Annotated in this window: 26 protein-coding genes and 1 pseudogene; 5 read left to right on the top strand and 22 right to left on the bottom strand. The window is 36.4% G+C overall.

Annotated features, from left to right (window positions below):
• Positions 1 to 321: 321 nt before the first annotated feature.
• Positions 322 to 1,245 (bottom strand): ribonuclease Z, encoded by a 924-nt coding sequence (rnz, locus tag MHH45_RS23065; protein WP_016116226.1) that lies wholly within the window; start codon positions 1,243 to 1,245, stop codon positions 322 to 324.
• Between the two features lie 188 nt (positions 1,246 to 1,433).
• Here rnz and MHH45_RS23060 point away from each other — a divergent pair, with 188 nt between their 5' ends.
• From MHH45_RS23060 to MHH45_RS23050, 3 genes and pseudogenes are all read left to right on the top strand, one after another.
• Positions 1,434 to 1,685, top strand: coding sequence for a DUF3932 family protein (locus MHH45_RS23060; RefSeq protein WP_003200148.1), 252 nt, complete (start codon positions 1,434 to 1,436; stop codon positions 1,683 to 1,685).
• A gap of 289 nt (positions 1,686 to 1,974) precedes the next feature.
• On the top strand, positions 1,975 to 2,499 hold the full coding sequence (locus MHH45_RS23055; protein WP_016116227.1) for a YhcN/YlaJ family sporulation lipoprotein: 525 nt from the start codon (positions 1,975 to 1,977) through the stop codon (positions 2,497 to 2,499).
• Positions 2,499 to 2,603 (top strand): annotated as a pseudogene (locus tag MHH45_RS23050) (MgtC/SapB family protein); the annotation flags it as partial. The gene MHH45_RS23055 and the pseudogene MHH45_RS23050, both read left to right, overlap by 1 nt.
• Before the next feature lie 43 nt (positions 2,604 to 2,646).
• Here the strand turns inward: MHH45_RS23050 and MHH45_RS23045 are convergent.
• The gene (locus tag MHH45_RS23045; protein ID WP_088093657.1) at positions 2,647 to 3,885 is read right to left on the bottom strand and encodes a DNA polymerase IV; all 1,239 of its coding nucleotides are present in this window, start codon (positions 3,883 to 3,885) and stop codon (positions 2,647 to 2,649) included.
• A gap of 160 nt (positions 3,886 to 4,045) precedes the next feature.
• Here MHH45_RS23045 and MHH45_RS23040 point away from each other — a divergent pair, with 160 nt between their 5' ends.
• Entirely contained in the window at positions 4,046 to 4,246 is a 201-nt protein-coding gene (locus MHH45_RS23040; protein ID WP_077293880.1) for a hypothetical protein, read from the top strand.
• A 48-nt stretch (positions 4,247 to 4,294) separates the two neighbouring features.
• Here the strand turns inward: MHH45_RS23040 and MHH45_RS23035 are convergent, their stop codons facing one another.
• Both MHH45_RS23035 and MHH45_RS23030 read right to left on the bottom strand, forming a co-directional pair.
• Positions 4,295 to 5,413 (bottom strand): tripeptidase T, encoded by a 1,119-nt coding sequence (locus MHH45_RS23035; protein WP_016116229.1) that lies wholly within the window; start codon positions 5,411 to 5,413, stop codon positions 4,295 to 4,297.
• A gap of 126 nt (positions 5,414 to 5,539) precedes the next feature.
• Positions 5,540 to 6,082 (bottom strand): GNAT family N-acetyltransferase, encoded by a 543-nt coding sequence (locus MHH45_RS23030; protein ID WP_016116230.1) that lies wholly within the window; start codon positions 6,080 to 6,082, stop codon positions 5,540 to 5,542.
• A gap of 358 nt (positions 6,083 to 6,440) precedes the next feature.
• Between MHH45_RS23030 and prli42 the strand changes: the two genes are divergently transcribed.
• Positions 6,441 to 6,533 carry a stressosome-associated protein Prli42 gene (gene prli42, locus MHH45_RS23025; RefSeq protein WP_016116231.1) on the top strand — a complete coding sequence of 31 codons (93 nt, stop codon included), beginning with the start codon at positions 6,441 to 6,443 and terminating at the stop codon, positions 6,531 to 6,533.
• 112 nt (positions 6,534 to 6,645) lie between these two features.
• Here the strand turns inward: prli42 and MHH45_RS23020 are convergent, their stop codons facing one another.
• The 18 genes from MHH45_RS23020 to yqiS form a co-directional block, all read right to left on the bottom strand.
• Positions 6,646 to 6,885, bottom strand: coding sequence for a DUF3894 domain-containing protein (locus tag MHH45_RS23020; protein WP_016116232.1), 240 nt, complete (start codon positions 6,883 to 6,885; stop codon positions 6,646 to 6,648).
• Positions 6,886 to 6,948: 63 nt separating this feature from the next.
• The gene (locus MHH45_RS23015; RefSeq protein ID WP_006095921.1) at positions 6,949 to 7,509 is read right to left on the bottom strand and encodes a L,D-transpeptidase; all 561 of its coding nucleotides are present in this window, start codon (positions 7,507 to 7,509) and stop codon (positions 6,949 to 6,951) included.
• Between the two features lie 206 nt (positions 7,510 to 7,715).
• A complete protein-coding gene (locus MHH45_RS23010; protein WP_016116233.1) occupies positions 7,716 to 8,684 on the bottom strand; it encodes an aromatic acid exporter family protein in 969 nt (322 codons plus the stop codon).
• A gap of 100 nt (positions 8,685 to 8,784) precedes the next feature.
• The gene (locus MHH45_RS23005) at positions 8,785 to 9,507 is read right to left on the bottom strand and encodes an amino acid ABC transporter ATP-binding protein (RefSeq protein WP_016116235.1); all 723 of its coding nucleotides are present in this window, start codon (positions 9,505 to 9,507) and stop codon (positions 8,785 to 8,787) included.
• Positions 9,500 to 10,159 carry an amino acid ABC transporter permease gene (locus tag MHH45_RS23000; protein WP_016116236.1) on the bottom strand — a complete coding sequence of 220 codons (660 nt, stop codon included), beginning with the start codon at positions 10,157 to 10,159 and terminating at the stop codon, positions 9,500 to 9,502. Before MHH45_RS23000 ends, MHH45_RS23005 begins: the two co-directional genes overlap by 8 nt.
• 37 nt (positions 10,160 to 10,196) lie before the next feature.
• Positions 10,197 to 10,982 carry a transporter substrate-binding domain-containing protein gene (locus tag MHH45_RS22995; protein ID WP_016116237.1) on the bottom strand — a complete coding sequence of 262 codons (786 nt, stop codon included), beginning with the start codon at positions 10,980 to 10,982 and terminating at the stop codon, positions 10,197 to 10,199.
• A 460-nt stretch (positions 10,983 to 11,442) separates the two neighbouring features.
• The gene (locus tag MHH45_RS22990; protein ID WP_170927916.1) at positions 11,443 to 11,856 is read right to left on the bottom strand and encodes a BrxA/BrxB family bacilliredoxin; all 414 of its coding nucleotides are present in this window, start codon (positions 11,854 to 11,856) and stop codon (positions 11,443 to 11,445) included.
• A gap of 154 nt (positions 11,857 to 12,010) precedes the next feature.
• Positions 12,011 to 12,418 carry a YjdF family protein gene (locus MHH45_RS22985; RefSeq protein ID WP_016116239.1) on the bottom strand — a complete coding sequence of 136 codons (408 nt, stop codon included), beginning with the start codon at positions 12,416 to 12,418 and terminating at the stop codon, positions 12,011 to 12,013.
• A 121-nt stretch (positions 12,419 to 12,539) separates the two neighbouring features.
• Positions 12,540 to 13,013: an NUDIX hydrolase gene (locus MHH45_RS22980; RefSeq protein WP_016131986.1), complete on the bottom strand. Its 474-nt coding sequence runs from the start codon at positions 13,011 to 13,013 to the stop codon at positions 12,540 to 12,542.
• Positions 13,014 to 13,092: 79 nt separating this feature from the next.
• Positions 13,093 to 13,797 carry a DUF421 domain-containing protein gene (locus MHH45_RS22975; RefSeq protein ID WP_088093658.1) on the bottom strand — a complete coding sequence of 235 codons (705 nt, stop codon included), beginning with the start codon at positions 13,795 to 13,797 and terminating at the stop codon, positions 13,093 to 13,095.
• A gap of 117 nt (positions 13,798 to 13,914) precedes the next feature.
• Entirely contained in the window at positions 13,915 to 15,093 is a 1,179-nt protein-coding gene (locus MHH45_RS22970) for an FtsW/RodA/SpoVE family cell cycle protein (RefSeq protein WP_016116242.1), read from the bottom strand.
• Between the two features lie 345 nt (positions 15,094 to 15,438).
• Positions 15,439 to 16,755, bottom strand: coding sequence for a dihydrolipoamide acetyltransferase family protein (locus MHH45_RS22965; RefSeq protein ID WP_088093659.1), 1,317 nt, complete (start codon positions 16,753 to 16,755; stop codon positions 15,439 to 15,441).
• A 15-nt stretch (positions 16,756 to 16,770) separates the two neighbouring features.
• Positions 16,771 to 17,754 carry a 3-methyl-2-oxobutanoate dehydrogenase subunit beta gene (bfmBAB, locus tag MHH45_RS22960; RefSeq protein ID WP_003200187.1) on the bottom strand — a complete coding sequence of 328 codons (984 nt, stop codon included), beginning with the start codon at positions 17,752 to 17,754 and terminating at the stop codon, positions 16,771 to 16,773.
• Positions 17,755 to 17,767: 13 nt separating this feature from the next.
• The gene (gene bfmBAA, locus MHH45_RS22955; RefSeq protein ID WP_016116245.1) at positions 17,768 to 18,769 is read right to left on the bottom strand and encodes a 3-methyl-2-oxobutanoate dehydrogenase subunit alpha; all 1,002 of its coding nucleotides are present in this window, start codon (positions 18,767 to 18,769) and stop codon (positions 17,768 to 17,770) included.
• Positions 18,770 to 18,795: 26 nt separating this feature from the next.
• Positions 18,796 to 20,217 carry a dihydrolipoyl dehydrogenase gene (gene lpdA / locus MHH45_RS22950; RefSeq protein WP_016116246.1) on the bottom strand — a complete coding sequence of 474 codons (1,422 nt, stop codon included), beginning with the start codon at positions 20,215 to 20,217 and terminating at the stop codon, positions 18,796 to 18,798.
• A 4-nt stretch (positions 20,218 to 20,221) separates the two neighbouring features.
• Complete coding sequence (buk, locus tag MHH45_RS22945) at positions 20,222 to 21,325, bottom strand: butyrate kinase (RefSeq protein ID WP_016116247.1); 1,104 nt, start codon at positions 21,323 to 21,325, stop codon at positions 20,222 to 20,224.
• A gap of 87 nt (positions 21,326 to 21,412) precedes the next feature.
• Complete coding sequence (locus MHH45_RS22940; protein WP_016116248.1) at positions 21,413 to 22,513, bottom strand: leucine dehydrogenase; 1,101 nt, start codon at positions 22,511 to 22,513, stop codon at positions 21,413 to 21,415.
• Positions 22,514 to 22,547: 34 nt separating this feature from the next.
• Positions 22,548 to 23,447 (bottom strand): phosphate butyryltransferase, encoded by a 900-nt coding sequence (gene yqiS, locus MHH45_RS22935; RefSeq protein ID WP_016116249.1) that lies wholly within the window; start codon positions 23,445 to 23,447, stop codon positions 22,548 to 22,550.
• Between the last annotated feature and the right edge of the window lie 76 nt (positions 23,448 to 23,523).

The raw sequence follows: 23,523 nt of genomic DNA, 5'->3' as shown, positions 1-23,523 counted from the left end.
ACGCTGTAACTCACGACGAATTGTAATTTGCCTTCATTATAGCTTGTTTTTTATGAAACGCTTACTTTTGTTGAATTTTAAAATTTCTGAATTGATTATTTTTTACTTCTCTTGTATTAACAATAAGACAAACTACCTATATAACAGTTTTTCAAAATGACCGATGTTTTGTGTTTTTCTCATATCCATCTGAAAATCTTAAAATCCCTGTATTAGTTCATATAGATATCAAATGATAACAGTTCCAACTATCTTGTAGAGAAAAAAATTTTATAAAAAATAAAACAATGGCAAACTTATGTTGCCATTGTTTGTAAAATGTTATCGTTCTACTGGAAAACATTTCAAATCCATAGCTATTTCTGTATTTGCAAACAACAACTGAGCTTCTTGTAACAATTCCTTATATGTATCTGCTTGATAACGCGAACTAATGTGAGTCAATATTAACCGTTTCACATTCGCTTGCAATGCAATACTTGCTGCCTGTTCTGTTGTTGAGTGAAAATAATCATGTGCCTGGATTTCATCTGCTGCTGCAAATGTTGCCTCATGTACAAGTATATCTGCATCTTGCGCAAGGATTCTACTTGCTTCACAATAACGTGTATCTCCTAAAATCGTAATGATTCTTCCTTTTTGAGGTGGACCAATAAAGTCTTTTCCGTGTAAAACCCTTCCATCCTCTAATTCAACTACTTCACCGTCTTTTAAACGTTTAAAGATTGGCCCTGGTTTTACGCCAGCTTCTAGCAGCTTCTCAACAAGGAGATGCCCTTGTATGTCTTTCTCAACGATTCGGTATCCAAAACATTCAACTCCATGTGACAACCTCTTCGTTTCTACATGAAATTGCTTGTCTTCAAAAACAATACCCTCCTCAGTAATTTCTACAATTTTAAGTGGATATTTAACATGTGTTGTACTCACCGATAATGCGACTTCAATGAATTGCTTAATCCCTTTTGGTCCGTATACTGTTAATGGAGTTGTTCCTCCTTGAAAGGAACGACTTCCTAATAAACCAGGTAACCCAAAAATATGATCTCCATGCAAATGTGTAATAAATATTTTTTCAATGCGACGTGGACGCACTGATGTATGTAAAATTTGATGTTGTGTTGCTTCACCACAGTCAAATAACCACGTTTCACCTCGTTCTTCTAACAACTGCAAAGCGATTGCCGAAACATTTCTTCCTTTTGAAGGGACGCCTGCACCAGTTCCTAAAAATACAAATTCCACTTTCTTTCCTCCAGCTCTTTATAGAATCTATCTTTCATCTTACGGAATGTTATTTCAAATGGCAAATGAATTTCTATGAACTATTCATCTAGACAACTATATTAAACGAACGTTAACGATCAAAAAATAGCAATCGTTCGTGTTTTATAGTAAAATAATTGTATTACAAATAAAGGGAGCGTTTAACTATGAAAGAAGTATTTCGTTTACAAACTGATTTTTCATCTTCATTTGATCGCTGGGTAAGTTCTTTCGTGTCTGATCACCCAGCACCACTAGAATGGACGACTTTAAAAGAGTTAATTCATGAATACACCACATCGCATACAAATCGAACGTTACCGGAATACATTTCTTCATCTATCACATATTATGCACAACGTATTTCAACAACAAACAATTCAGAGATTGTGATTTATGAAAATCCTTCCATCTCATAATCTATAAAGTGAAACTTTAATCAGTGTGGCTTCATCCCCCACTGATTATTAGCCCTCACCAACCGGGCTTTTACGGACAGTTGATCCCAATCTAGCTTTTTTGCTTTCACTGAAATTTGAGATGGGGGTCTTACTGCCTGCAAATAACGGGATAAAAATAAAAAAGCATCGAAAATCGATGCTTTTTTTGTTTTTATAAAATATACAAAATATCATCCCCTTTTTACTATGAATAATAAATGGCCAACTGGTCATTTTAAAAACATAGTATTGTAAAGGAGAGATATCATTGAAAAAATTAAAGATGTTTTCAATCATTTTTTTGGCAATTATTTCATTGCTTGGATGTGCAGGAAAGCAAAAGGAGAAAGCATTGGATAATCGCGAAAACAATGGCGTACGAAATGTTACATACGAAGGAAACAACACTAACCTTCAAAGAGTAAAAAATAATACGAACGGTGTCACGAACAATGAAACACGACTGCACATAGCAAATAAAGCGGCAGATCGAATCATTGAACTAGAAGAAATAGACAAGGCAAATGTAATCGTCACAAATAGAAATGCCTATGTTGCAGTTGTTTTACGTGAAAATGTAAAAGGACAAATCACAAAGCAATTAGAAAAGAAAGTTGCAGATCAAGTTAGAGCTACCGACCCAGATATTCGTCATGTATTTGTATCTTCAAATCCTGATTTTGTAGATCGAATGAGAGACTATGCGGACAAAATTAACCAAGGTAAACCAGTAACAGGGTTATTTGAAGAATTTACCGAAACCGTTCGAAGAGTATTTCCTAATTCTCGGTAACAAATCAAACAGCCTTAATCGAGAAAGTAGTAAGTCGAATGCTTTTGGAATCTGGAGTAACGACTGCAGGTTGGAAAACTTCATTAGATTTAGAAGCGAGTTAAATATAAAAAGTGTCATGAGTACTAAATTGCCATGACACTTTTTTTACATAAATTTATTTTCCAATTTCTGCCGAAAAGATTTCTCCTGCTTTCGAAATAACTGACTCCCTCTTTGTAAAACAGGAGTTCCATATTTATCATTAATCTGGTCAATTACAGCTAATAGTGGCTCTTCTTTCGCATCTTCTTCAAATGAAAATAAATCCAGTTGTTTAATTGATTCTGTTTTCCATTCTAATTCCGTAGCTGTGACACCAAGCAATCGAATCGGATCGCCATCCCAATGTTGCTTCCATAAACGTGAAGCAGCTTGAAAAATATCACGTTCTTCCCAAATTGCATTTTTTAATTGTTTACTCCGCGTTACTGTACGCCGATCATAGTATTTCATCATAATTTGAATGTTATAGCTGACAAGAGTCCGTTTTTGTAGCCTTTTGCTAACTGATTTCGATAAGCGCTCTAACATATCAAGCAATTCCTTCTCTTCATCCATATCCTTCGAAAATGTTGTTGAATTTCCGATACTTTTATGTTGTCCCATTTGATTTGGATCGACTTCTCTATCATCCATACCTTTTGCCCGTTTTTGTAAATCAACGCCGTGCTTTCCTATTTTCGCATGAATCACATGCGCTTCTCCCTTTGCCAACTGTTCAATTGTATGTATATGGATTTCTTTTAGCCTTTCTGCTGTTTTCTCACCAATTCCATGCATTGCTTCAACAGGACGTGGCCAAAGTAATTCCTGAATATCTCGTCTCCGAAACACAGTAATACCAAGCGGCTTTTTCATATCTGACGCAGTCTTCGCTAGAAAAAGATTTGGAGCTATTCCAATGCTGCATGGCAACTGTAATTCTGTTAATAATGTTTGTTGAATCATCTTAGCAATCTCAAGAGGTGAACCTAATCCATAACAATCTGTTATATCTAAGTAACCTTCATCTATAGAAACTGGCTGAATCTTTTCAGTAAAGCGTGAAAGAATTTGAAACATCTCAAACGACGCCTCGCGATATAATTTAAAATTCGGGTGCTTCACAACTAACTCTGGACATAACCGCTTCGCTTCCCAAAGGAGCATTGTTGTACGTACTCCGTATTCCCTTGCTTCATAACTACATGTTACAATAACTCCTTTTCGTTCTTTTTCATTCCCTGCAACCGCTAATGGTTTTCCTTTTAATGATGGATCATGGGCAATTTCAACTGACGCGAAAAAACAATTCATATCAACGTGCAAAATAACACGACCATTTTTCGGATACATTTCTCTCATACTTCTCACCCCTCAAAGAGAACGTTCGTTCCTAGTTTTCATTATATCAAATTCAACGAAAACAGTGGAGCCTTTCAATGACAAAAATCACGTTCTTTCCTATCATATTTTTGATATACTTACATTGAATATGGATATTTTTGTAAAATAGGTGATCGTTATGAACAATCATAATAAGCTCAATTACATATTTCTCGTTATTATTTTAGTCATTGCAATTAGCTACTTGTTACTTCCCATTTTCAATATTAATACCTTCGCGTTTCTCCCTCGTGTAGTGCACATCGCAACAACGTATATACTCCCCTGGATTTTTTTATATTGGCTCATTCGCCTTGTAAAAGCAATTGAATCCAAATAAAAAAACGTGTGAACCTATTATGGTCTACACGTTCTTTTTTGCTAACAATTATTTCGCTACCTCTTCAATAATTGCCACAACTAATTCAGCTGTTTTTGCTAATTCTTCAACAGGAATTTTCTCGTTTGTTGTATGAATCTCTTCATAACCAACTGCTAAGTTTACTGTTGGGATACCATGCCCTGCAATTACGTTTGCGTCACTTCCGCCACCACTTTGGTGAAGAGAAGGTGTACGACCAATCTTTTCAGCAGCACGTTTTGCAACTTCTACAACATGATCGCCATCAGCAAATTTAAATCCTGGGTACATAACTTTTACTTCAACATCTGCTTGACCGCCCATTTCTTTTGCAGTTGTTTCAAATGCTTCTTTCATTTTTGCAACTTGCTCTTGCATTTTTTCATCTACTAAAGAGCGAGCTTCTGCGAAAATTTGCACATGGTCACAAACGATGTTTGTTTGTGTGCCACCTTCGAAACGACCGATATTTGCAGTTGTTTCAGAATCAATACGACCAAGTGGCATTTTTGCAATTGCTTTTGCTGCGATTGTAATTGCAGATACACCTTTTTCAGGTGCTACACCAGCATGAGCTGTTTTCCCGCGAATAATCGCATTTACTTTTGCTTGCGTTGGCGCTGCAACTACGATTTCGCCCACTTTTCCATCGCTATCTAATGCATAGCCATATTTTGCTGTAATACGTTCACGATCTAATGCTTTCGCACCAACAAGACCTGATTCTTCACCAACTGTAATAATAAACTCGATTTTTCCATGAGGAATATTTTCTTCTTTTAAAACGCGGATTGCTTCAAACATGGATGCTAATCCAGCTTTATCGTCTGACCCTAAAATTGTAGTACCATCTGATACAATATAACCATCTTTAATAGAAGGCTTAATTCCTTTACCAGGAACTACTGTATCCATATGAGAAGTGAAGTAAATTGTATCTACTCCTTCTTTCGTCGCTGGCAAAGTACAAATTAAGTTACCTGCACCATGCCCAGTTACACCCATCGTGTCATCTTCAAATACTTCAATACCTAAAGCAGTAAATTTCTCTGTTAACACTTTGCAAATTTCTGCTTCATATTTTGTTTCAGAATCTACTTGCACAAGTTCCATAAATTCATTTACTAAACGTTCTTGATTAATCATGAGAATGCGCCTCCTGCATTGCATTAAGTATGTAACATCGTTAATTATAACAGAATTTCGCAAAAGTTTCGAAAGACAAGCTAAAAAACAGATGGTTCACACATCTAGATAACCACCTGCTTTCTTCTACTCATTTAAAAGGACCCACCGCATATGATCTTCCCAAATCCCATTTACCATTAACATCTTCCGGGACACCCCTTCATATTGAAAGCCAATCTTCGTTACAACTTGAATAGATGCTAAGTTACGGGGCATAATCGGGGCTTCTATACGATGTAATTGGAATTCTTGAAAAGCCACTTCAATTGCTTTTCTAAGCGCTTCTGTCGTATAACCTTTATTTAATTCATCTTTATCTAGTTTATAACTAAGAACACAGGACTGATAAATTCCACGCACAATTAAATTGAAAGAAATACAACCGATAATATTCGTATCATCACCTTTTTTAAAAATCCATAATCGAATAATTTTCCCTTCTACAAATTCTTTCCCATCTTTTTGCAACCGTTTTCTTTGATAATCCAATGTAAAAAAATCATCTGGTCGATATTCTTCCCACGCCTTTAAAAACTCACGATTTTTGTCGTAATATTGAAGAACTTGCTCTGCATACGACTCATCGATTTCTCTTAATTGCAAACGTTCTGTTTCATATACTTTCATTATCGTATCTCCATTCTTCAGCTTGCAAAACTTTTTTAAAAGGCACCGAAAAAACTGTGTCCTATGCTTTTTATATTCTCTGTTTATTTCAAGTTTTCCTGTTATATTTTAGATACACTTCTCGAATTTTGTCTTCTCTATACCCTTGTCCATGTTTCCATTTCTCGATACAATAAAGTGAAACTTTAATTATTGGGGGGATCTCGATTCCCCCAATAATTATTAACCCTCACCAATCGGGCTTTTACGGACAGTTCATCTCCCACCTAACTTCTTTGCTTTTGCTGAATTTTAAAGTGGGAGTGTTACTGTCCGCAAATAGCGGGGGAAAGTTGGAATGATTGTAAGGAGGTTTAACATGAATAAGAAAGCACAAAAAGTTATGATATACGTTATGCTAATTTCAATGCTTGTAACAACATTACTCGCTGGAGCAAGTATGTTTTGGTAAGGAGGACGATATATAATGTCGTCCTTTTTTAGCACAAATAGGCTGTTTATTCTCCTGGATAGAAAATAAACAGCCTGTTCAATCACAATCATTTTAATGAATGATTTATATTTTATTTTATTATTAGTACAAGCGCTACAATACTAAATGAAAAAGCCATCACAAGGGCCATAACAAAGCTCGTATAATGTTTTTGCTGAAACGCTCCTATAACAAAAGTTACATTTAAAAGTGCCATGAATACAATTGACACCAGAAAAGAACATACATTAAAAGTTGCCAATATGAAAGTCACAATGAATAGAAAGCCAATAAAAAACTGCATATAAGAAAGCCTTGGATTCAAATACATACGAGCAACTCCTTTTCCAATAATCTTCGTATATCCTCATTAATACATGGATATGTACACATGTCAAGACAAGTTCGTGGAAAGAAAAAGCCAACTTGTTCGGTTGACCTTTTCGTAAACCAGAGCTCCTTTTTCTTTTGCAAGCTGCTGAAATGTTCTTTTCGATTTTACAATCCATACCTTTGTTCCAATTGGAATGCGATCAAATAAATATTCCACATCATTTTTTTTCATTCTAATGCATCCTTGTGAAATATATTTTCCAATTGAGCTTGGCTGATTTGTACCGTGAATACCATATTTACTCCCGTCAGTATCTCGTGCATTAAACCCCATCCACCTAGAGCCAAGTGGATTTTTTGGTGAACCACCAGGGATATCCTTCGCAATATAATAAGGATTTTTTGCCTTCATTACAATATCAAAACTTCCCTCTGGCGTTAACTCGTTTGTTTTTCCCGTCGCTACAGGAAAGACCTTTTGTATTTTACCATCATCAATATAAGCAAGCTTGTTCGTCTGCTTATTTACAATAATAAATGGATCTCCAGCACGCGGATTATCTCCAAGAGGCCATATCGGTGAAAGAGAAAAACATAATAGTAAGGACAGAAAATACGACATGATTCATTCCTTCCCTATATATATAAATCCATTTTGATTTTTCGACATATTAGCTGCGGCTATGAAAACAAAAACTAATCTCCACTTATTTCCTCTTTTATTTTCACACGGCATGGGTTGAAAAAAGGCACTGACCGCTTCTATGCATGGCCGGATGCTCTTGCCTACCTAAAAAGAATGGTTTGGTGTTGGTTTTTAATTTGGATTTATATAAGTTCTTTCACATTATCCTTCCCTTTAAACCTACTTTTAATAAGTAAATATTGCTCCATTTCATAAACAAGTTGAACAAGCTTCGCACGCATTTCAAATTCTTCGCGTGTCTTAGGAAGTGGCATTTCTCTAAAAATCTCTCGCATTTCTTGTAATTGTCTAAGTGAAATAAGACCCGTACTTTCAGGACGAATAGAATTCCCAACGTTTTCAATTACGTCCGCAATCATATCTGATTGCTCATATGACCACGATAAGGAAGCTGCAAGCGGCATAATCCGCTCTAAAATTTCAAATTGTTGCATGCGCATATCAAAATATCGATAATAATAATCATCTTCTCGCATAAATTGATTTTCAAGTTTTTTAAAAGATAGATCTTTCGCTTGTTTCAATATTTCTTCTGTTTCAATTAATTCTTTTCCAGACCATGTACTATCCCGATTTCGTAAATACACAGCCATCTCAAATAAAATCGTTTTAAAATTCCATTCTATTTTTTCTTGATACCCTTTTAATTTCTTTTCCGCACTTGGCATATACATATTTACCAATAAAGCCACGCTAATTCCAACTGTTAAAACTGCAATTTCATTTCCAATCGCTAACCATGTAATATGTTTCAATGAATATAAATGCATAACAATAACGGAACTTGTAACGATGCCTTCTTGAATTTTAAACATAACAGCTGTTGGGATAAAAGTAAGAAGTAACAAACTAATAGAAAGCGGTGTATAACCAATTGTTTCAAAAATACAAAACGAGAATACCATTGATAATAAACAGGCTAAAAATCGGTGCAAAGAGACTTGAAGTGATTTTCGTTTCGTATTTTGCACACACAAAATAACCAAAATGCCCGCAGAACTATAAAATTCCAAGCCGAATAGCTGCGCAATAAAAACTGCCGCACCTGTTCCAACTGCTGTTTTCACTGTACGATATCCAATTCTAAACATATCATTGCTCCTATATGTATAAACGTAGTTACGATAAGTATAAAAAAAGGATGACAAGCTGTCATCCTTTTCTCCTTATTATTCACGTAACTTTTACATATTACAATATTTTTTGTAAAAATTCTTGTGCGCGTTTACTTTTTGGTTCTGTAAAAAACTGCTCCGGGCTTGTATCTTCAACAAGCTTTCCGCTATCTAAAAAGAGCACACGATCAGCTACTTCTTTTGCAAATCCCATCTCATGTGTCACAATTGCCATCGTCATTCCTGTAGTCACTAAAGATTTCATTACTTCTAATACTTCTTTTACCATTTCAGGATCTAGTGCCGATGTTGGTTCATCAAAAAGCATAACTTCCGGTTCCATTGCCAATGCTCTAGCAATGGCTACACGCTGCTTTTGTCCACCTGAAAGACGGTTTGGATATGCATCCTTTTTATCGAGCAATCCTACCTTTTCAAGAAGTTCCTTCGCCTTTTTCTCTGCTTCTGGTTTTGCCACACCTTTTACATTTACTGGTGCGTACGTAATATTTTCTAATACTGTCATATGAGGGAATAAGTGAAAATGTTGAAACACCATTCCCACATTTTCACGAACACTCATAATATTTGTTTTTGGATTGGTCACTTCTTCATTCCCAATCCAAATGTGACCATTTGTAGGTGTTTCTAGTACGTTCATACAACGTAAAAATGTTGATTTTCCTGACCCAGACGGTCCAACAATCGCAACAATTTCGCCCTTTTCGATTGTTGTCGTAATTCCTTTTAGTACTTCATTTTGTCCAAATGATTTATGAAGGTTTTCAATTTTAATCACTTTTCTTCATTCTCCCTTCAATTGCTTTCCCGACTAATGTAAGAATAATTACTAGAATATAGTAAACAAGTCCGACAAATAGTAACGGTTCAAGATATTTAAACGTTTCACCGCCTACAATATATGCACGGCGCATTAAATCAGTCGCACCAATTACTGTCACTACTGCCGACTCTTTCGTAAGTGTTGCAAATTCGTTCACAAGCGCTGGTAATATATTTTTTAATGCTTGTGGTAAAATAATATTTTTCATCATTTTTCCATATGGAACACCGAGTGCCATCGCAGCTTCTGTCTGTCCTTTATCAACAGCCTGAATTCCTGCACGAATTACCTCTGACATATATGCACCCGAATTTAAACTAAATGCAAGTACTGCTGCTAAAAATGCTGGTATATCATATCCAATCATTTGCGGAACACCGAAATAAATAATCATTAATTGCAAGACAAGTGGTGTACCACGAAATATCGATGTATATAAATCAGCAGCGATATTTAACACTCTTACTCTAGCAATTTTACAAAGTGCTAATAGCGTTCCAAGTATAAAACCAACTAAAGCAGATACTGCTACAATTTTCAGTGTAACTTCTAGTCCCTTTAATATATATGGTATCGACGGAGTAATTGCCGAAAAATCTAAGTTCATCTTTTGTCATTCCTCTCACAGAAAAGAGAAAGGCAGCTTATTTTTTGCTGCCAAACCATTTCTTCACTAATTTGTCCATTTCACCATTTTCTTGCATCTTCTTAATCACTTTATTAAATTCCGCTGTTTTGTCACTATTTTTCGGAAGGGCAATTGCTGCTCCTACTTCTTCTGGAGCTTCCTGAATTTCAATTCCTTGTAAATCTTTCATTTTATCTAAATAATTTTTAGCAACTGTATCTTCTAAAATAGCAGCATCAAAACGTCCAGCCTGAATTTCTTGTACGATTTCTGGTATACGGTCACGCCCCTCCGCCTGGAAGTTTACTTGTTTTTTGAAGTCGTCTGCTTTTTCTTCTTGAATAGAACCTGTTTGTACTCCTACTTTTTTATCTTTTAAATCTTGTAATGATTTAATACCAGAATCCTTTTTCGAAACGATCATGTTTTTAGCAACAAAATAAATATCTGTAAAATCCGCATTTTCCTTACGTTTTGGATTTGGCGTCATTCCCGCCATAACGAAATCAACTTTTCCCGAGCTAAGCGATGCTAACAATCCTCCAAAATCCATATCTTTCACTTTCACTTCATAACCAAGTTCTTTCCCAATATACTTTGCAATATCAACATCAAAACCGATAATTTCATCACTTTTTGAAGCTTCCACATATTCATAAGGTTTATAGTCTGCTGAAGTACCCATAACGAGTACTTTCTTATCTTTCTTCGTATTCGATTCCTTTGTTTCTCCCTTACTACAAGCACTAAACATACTTATTATTAAAATAAGTGCAAATGAAATTGATAATAACTTCTTCATGTTTCTTCCCCCTAATAATGTATATTTAAAAGTTTTATAGAATTTTTATTTGATGTTTGTATTGTAGCAGTGATTTTATTTTTATGCAACAATTAAAATAAAAATAAATTACAAATTCTATTAAAACGGTTTTTCTAGGTTAATCAATGTATAAATTATTGTATAAACTATGCATTTCATGTATATTCCCTCTCATTACAAATGATTATAAACAAATGTTATTAATTATACCTCCTAATAAAGTGAAACTTTAATCAGAGGGGGATTTTCTTCAACTTCTATTGATTATTAGTCCTCACCAATTAGGATTTTACGAGCTGTTAATCCCCCTCCTAACTTCTTTGCTTTCACCAAAGTTTGTTGTGAGGATTTTACTGCCCACAAATAGCCTAATAAATGGAACAAAATAAAAAAGCGGTACATACACTTATAAGTGTATGTACCGCTTTTTTATTTTCTATTAAACCTCTTTACAATTCTCTTCAAAGTATGATTGTAATTTTACAATGACTTGCATTGGCTCATGGCCTTCGATTTCATGGCGTTCAACCATCGTTACAATCTTTCCATCTTTTAATAATGCGAAAGACGGAGAAGATGGTGGATATCCTTCAAAATATTCACGTGCACGTGCTGTTGCCTCTTTGTCCTGCCCCGCAAATACTGTTACAAGGTGATCTGGACGTTTATCATAATGTACGGAATGCGCAGCAGCAGGGCGAGCAATACCACCTGCACAACCGCATACTGAGTTTACCATTACAAGTGTCGTACCTTTTTGCTTAAATGCCTCATCAACTGCGGATGGTGTTGTTAATTCTGTATATCCAGCGGAAACAATTTCTTCACGCGCTTGACGGACAACATCATTCATAAAAAAGTTAAAGTTAATCAATGTTTTCCCTCCTCTAGATCTATCTCTCTGTATCTTACCAGTTACCGTTTTAGAAATACAAGTAAACTTACTTGTATTCTTCTTACATGTATAGAAAAAACGTCCTAGAACAAGTGTCCTAAGACGTTTTTTCTTAATGTCCGCGATGCTTTTGTTTTGCTTTTTGCACTTTGATAAGGCGTTTTTTCTGCTTTTCTGCTTCACGCTGTTCCTTAGATTGCACTCGCTTTTCTTGCTTATGCAATTCATAAGATAAACTAATTGCCTCTTGTGCCTTCGTAAAGCTTTTTGTATGCATTTCTTTTGCAGCTTCTCTTATGATACGTTTTATACTTTTCGAACGCTTTTTCTCTTCCACTTTAACACCACATTTGGAAAAGTGATTAAAATACGTTAGCATCGTATTATTTACAAATACAAGTATCTCTTCGTCTGATGGATCAGCACCAAAAATATACCTCGCTGCATACAAAATCCCTTTATGTGTGTCCTCAATCATTCCTACAAAAAACTGACCATCATGATATACTGTCAATTTCATCGACAGCCCCTCCTTAGAAAAAAAATTAGAAATACTGGACATCCCGGAGGGGAAGGTTACTGACATACTAGTATGTGCCTGGACTACCAACCAGAACTGTGTTTTTGTATTTCTATAGCTATTATATATTATTTCTACTTTCTTTTTCTATCTTCTCATATGCTTCAATCATTTTTTTATGTGATCCTACAATATACGCAGGCAATTCTGTAACGGGAAAGAATTTAAGCTGAACCGCTTCCTCTTTATTGACAGCTAGCAAACCTTCATATTCATTTGTATAATAGGCAGTCGTTACGGATTGAAATTCATCACCATTCGCTAATTTTATAAAATAATTAGCTCCAGAGAACACATTAATGAGTCTTAAATTTTTCACATAAATTCCTGCTTCTTCATATACTTCACGGCAAGCTGTCTCTTCTGGGGATTCTCCAAGCTCCATTAAACCACCAAGCAATCCCCATTTTCCATACGGTTCTGTTCGTTGTTGTAATAAAACATGTCCATCTTCATTCAATACGAGAACAACAGCACCAACTAAAATTAAAGGGCGATGACCAACTACTTTTCGTAACTCCTCTACATATCCCATCGAAACAAACCCTTCTTTTTTTATTTCGTTGTCCACACTATTGTATCATATGTAAGAAATGGTAAAATGCTTATATTTTTCATTTTTTTAATAAAATATTAATTTGTTTATTTTCATCTATAGTTGCTAATTGTACCAATTCAACTGATATTTTTTTTGATAATTCTTCCTGCGCCCATGTTTCCGTTTTTCCTAATAAAGCAAGGACATCCTTCTGTATATTTCCATTCTTCACAAGAATAAATGAAATAGGTGATTTTCTACCTGCTACTTTCATATCAAGCCGTGAAACAGTTTCATGTTCTGGATATTGAAACACCGAGACGGTACCACTTGCTTCCCATAATGCTAATCTTATCGTTTTAATATCACTGACATTTTGTAAGCGTAGTTCAGAGAATAAATACTCTACTGTAATTCTTGCTTTTTTCAAATTACTAAAATCAATTGACCCATTATGTATAAGTATAATAGGCGATGGTTCTAAAAAACGTCTCCATCGATCCCATTTCAACGTTAAAACCGAACTTACAATATGAAGAACAATGAGCACACATGTTGTAATCATTGATCCCAGTAAACCGACTCTTTCATCAGATAGTGCGTTAGAGAGATTTCCTTCCAACAATAGCACTAATACGACATCTAAAAAACGAAGCTGTGCAATGGAGCGTTGTCCCATTGCTTTAGCAACAAAAATTAAAAAAACATACGCTGTTATAGCTCGAATCATCCATTCTATATAAGAAAGATGATGTGCCCCCTCAAAAATATGCATATGCATGAATCTGCACTCCTTAATCATCACAAATTTCCACACTCCCTTTAGTTTGTGATGATTACAATCCTCTATGCAAAAAAGCTGATCCGTGTGTGAACGAATCAGCTTTTTATATAAAAATCAACTAACCGAAAACATATACTTTTTATAAGTTTTCCGTACCGATAGAACGAGCCCCATCATCATCATATTCGAAAACAAGGAACTTCCTCCATATGATAAAAACGGAAGCGCAATTCCTTTTACCGGCATTAATCCAACAATCATACCAACGTTTTGGAAGATTTGTAATGTTAAAACACCAATTACTCCTGCACATAATAATGTACCAAACAGATTATCTGCTGAATACCCAATTATAATTGTACGATAAAGAAGTAACAGAAACATAAATACGACGAAAGCTGCAATTAAAAATCCACCCTCTTCAGCAATTGTAGCAAAAATGAAATCGGTATGCTTTTCAGGAATATATACACTTCCATATCCAAATCCTTTTCCATCCATTCCCCCACTACCAACCGCTAAAATCGATTGTTGTGTTTGATAACCTTGATCCACGTGCTCAAATGGGTCTAACCAGCCCAAAATTCGTGACTGTTGATGCGGCTTTAGTAAAGTAACCAATTTGTTGAAAAAAATGTCTGGGTATTTCAAAAATATAAATATTAACGTGGACAATATGGTCAGTGGAATAACTGTACATATTGCAATTAATTTCTTTTGAATACCTGACATAAACAAAATACATGCAATCCCTGCAGCATATAGGAAAACCATCCCTGTATCAGGCTGACTATATACAAGTAGAGCAGGTGGAATCGATACTAAAATAATTTTACCTATTAATCTTAAATCCGTTTGAAAAGTCCGTACCATATATTTTTCATTATGCTTGACTGCTAAACTAGCAACTAAAAGAAGCAACGCAATTTTGAAAAACTCTGATGGCTGGATCGCCCCAAGAACTGGGACTTTAAACCATCTTTTTGCCCCTAATATTTCAGGTGTTAAAGCTTTAAATGGTGAAATCTTAAGTATAATAATCGAAGCAAACCCAACAATATAAAATGGCCACGCTAATTTTTGCAGTTGATCTAAATCAATACTTGCAACAAGTAGTAATAAAACAATACCGATTACATAGTTAATCCCTTGTTTCATTGCAAAATTTGAATTTCCATATTGTCCTGTTTGTTGACTGCTATATATGGCAGCTATACTCGTGACACATAATATAAACAAAATTAAAATTAATTTTACATCTAAACTTTTTAGAAATTCGGTACTTCTCTTCATGACATCCTCCTGAAACATTGTTAAGGCAAAATAAAAAACCAGGAGTCAACATTCTTTATATCTTGACGACTGATTGCATATTAATCTATAAAATACTTATATAGAATAACTTTCTTTTTTAAACAATACAATACATTATACTACAGTTTCATCAGTAAGATTTTCCAAAAAAATATTCTTTTCTTATTGTATATCTATATACTGGATATCAGCAATGTATTTTCGTAAATTCATAATACATTATTATTCATTGTCAGATTAATGGAAGGCATTTTTTATTGTGGGATAAAAAGTGAAGAAATATATCTTTTCTAAAGTAAAAAGCTCGCAGACGCGAGCTTTTTATTAATATACAGACGTATTATTCTCTGATACATTTTCAAGAATTTCTTTTACACGTCCTAAGAATTTACCACAAATTAAGCCATCCAGTACACGATGATCAAGGGATAAACATAGGTTAACCATGTCGCGTGCACCGAACATACCATTATCCATAATAACTGGACGTTTTACAATAGATTCTACTTGTAAAATAGCAGCTTGTGGATGGTTAATAATACCCATAGATTGAACAGAACCAAATGATCCTGTGTTATTAATTGTAAATGTACCGCCTTGCATTTCGTCTGCTTTCAATGATTTTGTACGAACTTTTCCTGCAAGTTCAGTAATTTCACGAGCAATACCTTTAATTGTTTTCTCATCTGCTTGTTTAATAACTGGTACAAATAATTCATCTTCTGTTGCAACAGCGATAGAAAGGTTAATATCTTTCTTTTGAACAATTTTGTCACCAGCCCACATTGAGTTAATTTGTGGGTATTCTTTCAATGCTTGTGCAACTGCTTTAACGAAGAATGCAAAGAATGTTAAGTTGAAGCCTTCACGCTTTTTAAATTCGCCTTTAATTGAATTACGGTATGATACAAGATTTGTTACATCTACTTCAATCATCATCCAAGCGTGAGGTGCTTCGTGTTTACTACGCAGCATGTTCGCAGCAATTGCTTTACGCACACCTGTTACCGGAATTTCAATATCGCCAGGCACTGTCGGTACAGATACAGGTTTTGCCGCTTCTGTTTTTGGAGCTGATGGTGCAGCCACTTTTGGTGCTTCTTGTGATGCCTGCACAGATACAGGTGCTTCTTCTTTCTTCGCACCAACTACCGGAATGTTTCCAGATTCCACAAGCTTCAGAATATCTTTACGTGTAATACGACCATTTGCGCCCGTACCTTCTACTGCATCTAAATCAATATTATGCTCACCTGCAAGTTTTAATACCGCTGGTGAGAAACGAGGTTTGCCATCAGTTGGTTGCTTCACTTTTGGTGCTTTTTCAGCTAAAGCCACTTCTGTTTTTGGTTCCTCTTTTGTTTTCTCTTCTACAGCTGTCGCAGCTACCTCATCTGCGCCCTCTACTTGGATCACACAAACGACTTCACCTACAGCAAGTGTATCACCTTCAGCAGCGACTAACTCCTTCACAATTCCTGTGAAAGAAGATGGTACTTCTGCGTTTACTTTATCTGTCATTACTTCTGCAAGCGGATCATATTTATTTACGTGATCGCCAACATTTACGAGCCATTTACTAATTGTACCTTCCGTTACACTTTCCCCAAGCTGAGGCATTGTGATATTTTCTACAGCCATGTATAGTCCCCCCGATTAAAATTCCGCAAGTTCACGCATTGCTTTTTCAACCTTATCTGGATTTACCATAAAGAATTTTTCCATTGTTGGTGCATATGGCATTGCTGGAACGTCTGGACCTGCAAGACGTGCAATTGGTGCATCAAGGTCAAATAAGCAATTTTCTGCAATAATTGCTGCTACTTCACTTATAATGCTTCCTTCTTTGTTATCTTCCGTTACAAGAAGAACTTTACCTGTTTTAGAAGCTGCTTCAATAATCGCTTCTTTATCTAATGGATATACAGTACGTAAATCAAGAATGTGAGCAGAAATGCCATCTTTCGCTAATTTTTCAGCAGCTTGAAGAGCAAAGTGAACACATAATCCATATGTGATAACAGTAATATCATCACCTTCACGTTTTACATCTGCTTTTCCGATTGGCAATACATAATCATCTTCTGGTACTTCGCCTTTAATTAAACGATATGCACGTTTATGTTCAAAGAATAGTACTGGATCTTCATCACGAATTGCCGCTTTTAATAATCCTTTTGCATCATATGGTGTAGAAGGAATAACAATTTTTAAACCTGGTTGGTTTGCAAACATTGCTTCTACAGACTGTGAGTGATACAATGCACCGTGAACGCCGCCACCAAACGGTGCACGCACAGTGATCGGACAAGTCCAGTCATTATTAGAACGGTAACGAATTTTTGCTGCCTCAGAAACAATTTGGTTTACTGCTGGCATAATAAAATCAGCAAATTGCATTTCAGCAATTGGACGCATTCCGTACATCGCTGCCCCGATTGCTACCCCTGCAATTGCAGATTCTGCAAGCGGTGTATCAAGCGCACGATCTTCACCAAATTGATCATATAATCCATTTGTCGCTTTAAATACGCCACCTTTTTTACCAACGTCTTCTCCTAATACAAATACTTTCTCATCGCGTTCCATTTCTTCGCGCATTGCTAATGTAATCGCGTCAATATAAGACATTACAGCCATGAAACGTTCCCCCCTATTCTGCGTATACGTGCTTCAATGCATCTTCAGGTGCTGCATACGGAGCATTTTCTGCATATTCTGTTGCTTCGTTTACGATATGCATAATTTCATCTAACATTTGTTTTTCAGATTCCTCCGTTAACACGCCAACCTCTTTTAAGTAAGCAGCAAATGTAAAGATGGAATCTTTTTTCTTCGCTTCTTCTACTTCTTCTTTATCACGATATACAAGATCATCGTCATCACTAGAGTGTGCTGTTAAACGATATGATACTGTTTCAATTAAAGTTGGACCTTCGCCGCGGCGGCCACGATCCGCTGCTTCTTTTACAGCTTTATATACTGCAAGTGGATCATTTCCGTCCACTGTGTATCCTGGCATACCGTAACCAATTGCACGATCTGATACATTTTTACATGCTAATTGCTTTTCAACAGGGATAGAAATTGCATATTTGTTATTCTCACACATGAAAATAACAGGCAATTTGTGTACGCCAGCAAAGTTAGCACCTTCGTGGAAGTCACCTTGGTTAGAAGAACCTTCACCGAAGGTAACAAACGTTACTAAATCTTTCTTTTCCATCTTCCCTGCTAGTGCAATTCCTACTGCATGAGGCACTTGTGTTGTAACTGGTGATGAACCTGTCACAATACGGTTTTTCTTCTGACCGAAGTGACCAGGCATTTGACGGCCACCAGAGTTTGGATCTCCTGCTTTTGCAAAGCCAGACAACATAAGCTCTTTTGCTGTCATACCAAACGCTAGTACTACACCCATATCACGGTAATATGGTAATGCATAATCTTTTTTACGATCAAGTGCAAATGCTGCGCCTACTTGTGCAGCTTCCTGTCCTTGACAAGAAATTACGAATGGAATTTTCCCTGCACGGTTTAACAACCACATACGTTCGTCAATTTTACGTGCAAGCAACATCGTACGATACATTTCTACTACTTGCTCATCACTTAAGCCAAGCTCTTCATGGCGCTTTTCTTTTACTTCTGCCATTTTCATAACCTCCTAAATCCACATTTTTATGCGTGTAACGCTTTTCCATCTACTGCTAATGCAGCTTCACCAATTGCTTCTGATAATGATGGATGCGGATGAATTGTATGTGCAACTTCCCAAGGTGTTGCATCAAGTACTCTTGCAAGACCCGCTTCAGAAATCATATCCGTTACATGTGGGCCAATCATATGAACACCGAGAATATCATTTGTTTCTTCATCAACTACAAGTTTCACAAAGCCATCTGATTCTCCATATACAAGTGCTTTTCCGATTGCACGGAATGAGAACTTGCCTACTTTTAACTTATAGCCTTTTTCTTTTGCTTCCTGTTCTGTTAAACCAACAGAAGCTACTTCTGGACTACTGTATACACATTTCGATACCATAGAGTAATCGATTGGCATAACTTCTTTACCAACAATATGTTCTACAGCAACAATACCTTCATGAGAAGCAACGTGTGCAAGTTGTAAACCACCAATTACATCACCAATTGCATAAATATGTGATTCTTTCGTTTGATAAAACTCATTTGTTTGAATGTATCCTTTTTCCACAATGATATCTGTATTCTCTAAGCCGATATTTTGCGTATTGGCTTGTCTTCCTACAGATACAAGCATTTTTTCTGCCTTGAATTCTTTACTTTCACCATTGTGTTCGGCTTGAATTGCTACTCCATTATCTTTTACCAATGTTTCTGGTAATACTTTTGCACCTGTTACCACTTTAATTCCCTTTTTCTTCAAGAGACGTTGCATTTCTTTCGAAACATCTTGATCTTCAAGCGGTAAGACATGTTTTGCATATTCTAATACGGTAACTTCAACACCGAAATCAGCAAGCATAGATGCCCATTCAATTCCAATTACACCACCACCAACAATGATAATTGATTTGGGAAGCGTTTCCATTTTCAGGGCATGATCCGATGACATTACGTATTCTCCATCTAGTTCTAACCCTGGTAAAGAGTTTGGACGAGAACCTGTTGCAATAAGCACATTTTTAGGAATCAACATTTCATTCTCTTCTCCATTTGCCAATTCAACCGAAATTGTTCCCGGCATTGGAGAGAAGATAGAAGGTCCAAGAATGCGGCCGATACCTTCAAACACATCAATTTTACCTTGCTTCATTAAATGCTGAACGCCTTTATGAAGCTGCGTTACAATCTTTTCTTTACGCTCTTGCACTTTAGCAAAGTTCAATTCTACATTGCTCGTTACAACGCCAAACTCTTCACTCTTTTTTGCCGTTGCATATACTTCAGCACTACGCAGCAATGCTTTACTAGGAATACAACCTTTGTGTAAACAAGTGCCACCAAGATTATCTTTTTCAACAAGCGCTGTTTTTAGCCCTAATTGTGATGCACGAATAGCAGCAACATATCCGCCAGTACCGCCGCCAACGATGACTAAATCATATTCTTTTGCCATTATCTCAACCCCTAGCTACCGTTTCTTTTTCTCGTACAACATACTCTTTTGAAGCTTCTTCCTCACGTAATACACGAAGTGCCCCTTCTGCTAATGCTTGTAATTCATCTTCACCTGGATGCACAATCACATCAGCAATCCAATGAACGCGCTCCTTGATTTCATCAACAAGAATTTTGCTATATGCGAGTCCTCCTGTTAAAACGATTGCATCTATTTTCCCATGAAGAACCGTGCTAGCTCCGCCGATTTCTTTCGCAACTTGATATGCCATTGCTTTGTAAATAAGTGTTGCCTCAGGATCACCTTTCTCAACCATGTTTTCAACTTTAATTGCATCGTTTGTACCAATAAGGCTTACTAATCCGCCTTGTCCAACAATCTTTTTCATCATTTCATCGCGGTAATACTCACCTGAGAAACACATTTCTATTAACTGTCCAACCGGCACTGTTCCAGAACGTTCTGGACTAAATGGACCTTCACCATTCAAACCATTATTTACATCAATAACTTTTCCTTGCTTATGAGCACCAACCGTTATCCCGCCACCCATGTGCGCAATTAATAGGTTTAAATCTTCATATTTACGACCAAGTTCCTCTGCAACTTTACGCGCCACAGCTTTTTGGTTTAACGCATGAAAAATACTTTTTCGCTCCATGCCAGAAATACCACTAATACGAGCAATTGAATCCATTTCATCAACAACAACTGGATCGACAATGAATGCTGGAATATTTAATCCTGAAGCGATTTCATACGCCAAAATACCTCCAAGATTTGAAGCGTGATGACCGCTATATCCATTTTTCAAATCTTCTAACATTGCTTCGTTCACTGTATACGTACCACCTTCAATGGGACGAAGTAATCCCCCGCGACCGCAAACAGCGTTTAATTTCGAAATATTAATGCCGTGAGAATGTAAAACTTCTAAAATTGTTTCTTTTCGAAATTCATATTGATCAATAATTCGTTTATATTTACCGATTTTATCCACATCATGACGAATGGTTTCTTCTAAAACGGGTCTTTCATTATCAAAAACACCTATTTTTGTGGATGTACTACCCGGATTAATAACAAGGATTCGATTTAAGGACAATGTTGCTACCTCCACCTATAAATTCAAAAGGCAGTGGAAACCTCGTAAGAGGTAACCACAGCTTTTGTAGAAGTTGTATATGATAGATTAGCGACGGCTAATAATGTTATGGCCGTTGCGTAAGAACGTGCTACGAGTATTTTTCAAGCTTGCAATACGCTCTTCAGCTAGACGATCTGCTGCAACATAAGTTGGTACACCATCACGTTTTGAAATCTCAATTACTTTTGCAATTGTGTCATAAATAGACTCTACACGTTTTAATGCACGTTCTCTATTGTATCCATATAATTCATCTGCTACGTTAATTACACCGCCTGCATTAATTACATAGTCTGGTGCATATACAATTCCCATTTCATGGATTGCGTCACCGTGACGATCTTCTTTTAATTGGTTATTTGCAGAACCTGCAATTACTTTTGCTTTAAGTTGTGGAATTGTTTCGTCATTTACTGTTGCACCTAATGCGCATGGTGCATAAATGTCACATTCTACACCGTAAATTTCATTTGGTTCAACTGCTGTTGCACCAAATTCTTCTACTGCACGTTGTACCGCTTCTTTATTAATATCTGTAACGATTAGTTGTGCACCTTCAGCGTGTAAATGCTTGCATAAGTGATATGCTACGTTACCAACACCTTGAACAGCAATTACTTTACCTTCTAGGCTGTCTGTACCAAATGCCTCTTTCGCCGCTGCTTTCATACCGCGGTAAACACCATAAGCAGTTACTGGAGATGGGTTACCAGAAGAACCGAATGAAGGTGAAATACCTGTTACAAAATCAGTTTCTTCGTGGATAATATCCATATCATCAACAGTTGTACCAACATCTTCTGCAGTAATATAACGCCCGTTTAAACCTTGGATGTAACGTCCTAATGCACGGAACATTGCTTCACTTTTATCTTTACGTGGATCGCCGATGATAACTGTTTTTGCACCACCTAGGTTTAAACCAGCTGCTGCGTTTTTATATGTCATCCCTTTTGCAAGACGCAATGCATCTTCAATCGCCGCTTCTTCAGAATCATATGTCCACATTCTTGTTCCACCAAGGGCTGGTCCAAGTGTTGTATCATGAATTGCAATGATTGCTTTTAATCCAGATTCTTTATCTTGACAAAATACTACTTGCTCATAATCATATTTTTCTAAGTATTCGAAGATTTCTAATGTCATTGTCATTTCCCCCTAATTGTTTTACCCTTTTGGTTTATTTAGAAGCAGTCGCAACTGCTAAAGCTAATGAATATACTTTTGTTTCTGCTGAATCTGCACGAGATGTTAAAACAATCGGTGCTTTTGCGCCAGCAATCATCGCTCCTACATTTGCATTTGCAAAATAGACAAGCGATTTATATAGCACGTTTCCAGCTTCAATCGTTGGGACGAGTAAAATATCTGCCTTACCTGCCACATCACTTACTATGCCTTTGTGCTCTGCTGCAATTTGTGATACAGCATTATCTAAAGCAAGCGGTCCATCAACGATACAATCTTTAATTTGTCCACGACGATTCATTTGGGTTAACATCGCTGCATCGATTGTCGCCTGCATTGCTTGATTAATAACTTCCACCGCTGCAATCGGAGCCACTTTTGGCAATTCGATTCCTATTGCCCGGGCAACTTCAACAGTATTTTGTATAATAGCAGCTTTTTGCCCTACATCAGGTGCAATGTTCATCGCTGCATCTGTGACAAAGATAAAGCGATCGTAATTTGGAACTTCAAACGCTGCAACATGTGATAACACACTACCTTTGCGAAGTCCCCACTCTTTATTTAATACTGCTTTTAAAATACTTGCTGTTGGGATGTTCCCCTTCATAAGTACGTCTGCTTCACCATTTCTTACAGCTTTAACAGAAAGTTCCGCGGCCTCAGCACTTGATGATGTCGCAATCACTTGAACGTGTTCTGAAACTTGTAAGTCATGCTCTTGTAGCATACCAATAATTTTTTCTTGATTTCCATATAGACGAAATTGAGCTAACTGTAATTGAATTGCCTTAGCTACTGCTTCAATTACTTCATGATCTTCAGCCACTGCTACAGCCACAGTTTTTTTAGGCTGCCCTGCTGCTTGATCAATTAAGTGTTTTAACTTCATATCTTGTAATCAACCCTTTCCGTCGTCCCTCGTCTATTTAATAAGCAAATATCGTGCCAACTTTTCAAATTGGTCA

It is taken from the genome of Bacillus sp. FSL K6-0042, assembly GCF_038006685.1.
In the GTDB taxonomy this organism is placed as follows: Bacteria; Bacillota; Bacilli; order Bacillales; family Bacillaceae_G; genus Bacillus_A; species Bacillus_A pseudomycoides.
Note: the sequence above shows the minus strand (reverse complement) of the source record. Positions and strands in the feature narration are given on the sequence as shown.

What these genes read in the sequence shown, in the direction of transcription:
- MHH45_RS23060 (WP_003200148.1), top strand. Translation starts at nt 1,434, where the DNA reads ATGAAAGAAGTATTTCGTTTACAAACTGATTTTTCATCTTCATTTGAT.
- MHH45_RS23045 (WP_088093657.1), bottom strand. Translation starts at nt 3,885, where the DNA reads ATGAGAGAAATGTATCCGAAAAATGGTCGTGTTATTTTGCACGTTGAT.
- MHH45_RS23040 (WP_077293880.1), top strand. Translation starts at nt 4,046, where the DNA reads ATGAACAATCATAATAAGCTCAATTACATATTTCTCGTTATTATTTTA.
- MHH45_RS23035 (WP_016116229.1), bottom strand. Translation starts at nt 5,413, where the DNA reads ATGATTAATCAAGAACGTTTAGTAAATGAATTTATGGAACTTGTGCAA.
- MHH45_RS23030 (WP_016116230.1), bottom strand. Translation starts at nt 6,082, where the DNA reads ATGAAAGTATATGAAACAGAACGTTTGCAATTAAGAGAAATCGATGAG.
- prli42 (WP_016116231.1), top strand. Translation starts at nt 6,441, where the DNA reads ATGAATAAGAAAGCACAAAAAGTTATGATATACGTTATGCTAATTTCA.
- MHH45_RS23020 (WP_016116232.1), bottom strand. Translation starts at nt 6,885, where the DNA reads ATGTATTTGAATCCAAGGCTTTCTTATATGCAGTTTTTTATTGGCTTT.
- MHH45_RS23015 (WP_006095921.1), bottom strand. Translation starts at nt 7,509, where the DNA reads ATGTCGTATTTTCTGTCCTTACTATTATGTTTTTCTCTTTCACCGATA.
- MHH45_RS23010 (WP_016116233.1), bottom strand. Translation starts at nt 8,684, where the DNA reads ATGTTTAGAATTGGATATCGTACAGTGAAAACAGCAGTTGGAACAGGT.
- MHH45_RS23000 (WP_016116236.1), bottom strand. Translation starts at nt 10,159, where the DNA reads ATGAACTTAGATTTTTCGGCAATTACTCCGTCGATACCATATATATTA.
- MHH45_RS22995 (WP_016116237.1), bottom strand. Translation starts at nt 10,982, where the DNA reads ATGAAGAAGTTATTATCAATTTCATTTGCACTTATTTTAATAATAAGT.
- MHH45_RS22990 (WP_170927916.1), bottom strand. Translation starts at nt 11,856, where the DNA reads ATGAATGATGTTGTCCGTCAAGCGCGTGAAGAAATTGTTTCCGCTGGA.
- MHH45_RS22985 (WP_016116239.1), bottom strand. Translation starts at nt 12,418, where the DNA reads ATGAAATTGACAGTATATCATGATGGTCAGTTTTTTGTAGGAATGATT.
- MHH45_RS22980 (WP_016131986.1), bottom strand. Translation starts at nt 13,013, where the DNA reads ATGGGATATGTAGAGGAGTTACGAAAAGTAGTTGGTCATCGCCCTTTA.
- MHH45_RS22975 (WP_088093658.1), bottom strand. Translation starts at nt 13,797, where the DNA reads ATGCATATGCATATTTTTGAGGGGGCACATCATCTTTCTTATATAGAA.
- MHH45_RS22970 (WP_016116242.1), bottom strand. Translation starts at nt 15,093, where the DNA reads ATGAAGAGAAGTACCGAATTTCTAAAAAGTTTAGATGTAAAATTAATT.
- MHH45_RS22965 (WP_088093659.1), bottom strand. Translation starts at nt 16,755, where the DNA reads ATGGCTGTAGAAAATATCACAATGCCTCAGCTTGGGGAAAGTGTAACG.
- bfmBAB (WP_003200187.1), bottom strand. Translation starts at nt 17,754, where the DNA reads ATGGCTGTAATGTCTTATATTGACGCGATTACATTAGCAATGCGCGAA.
- bfmBAA (WP_016116245.1), bottom strand. Translation starts at nt 18,769, where the DNA reads ATGGCAGAAGTAAAAGAAAAGCGCCATGAAGAGCTTGGCTTAAGTGAT.
- lpdA (WP_016116246.1), bottom strand. Translation starts at nt 20,217, where the DNA reads ATGGCAAAAGAATATGATTTAGTCATCGTTGGCGGCGGTACTGGCGGA.
- MHH45_RS22940 (WP_016116248.1), bottom strand. Translation starts at nt 22,513, where the DNA reads ATGACATTAGAAATCTTCGAATACTTAGAAAAATATGATTATGAGCAA.
- yqiS (WP_016116249.1), bottom strand. Translation starts at nt 23,447, where the DNA reads ATGAAGTTAAAACACTTAATTGATCAAGCAGCAGGGCAGCCTAAAAAA.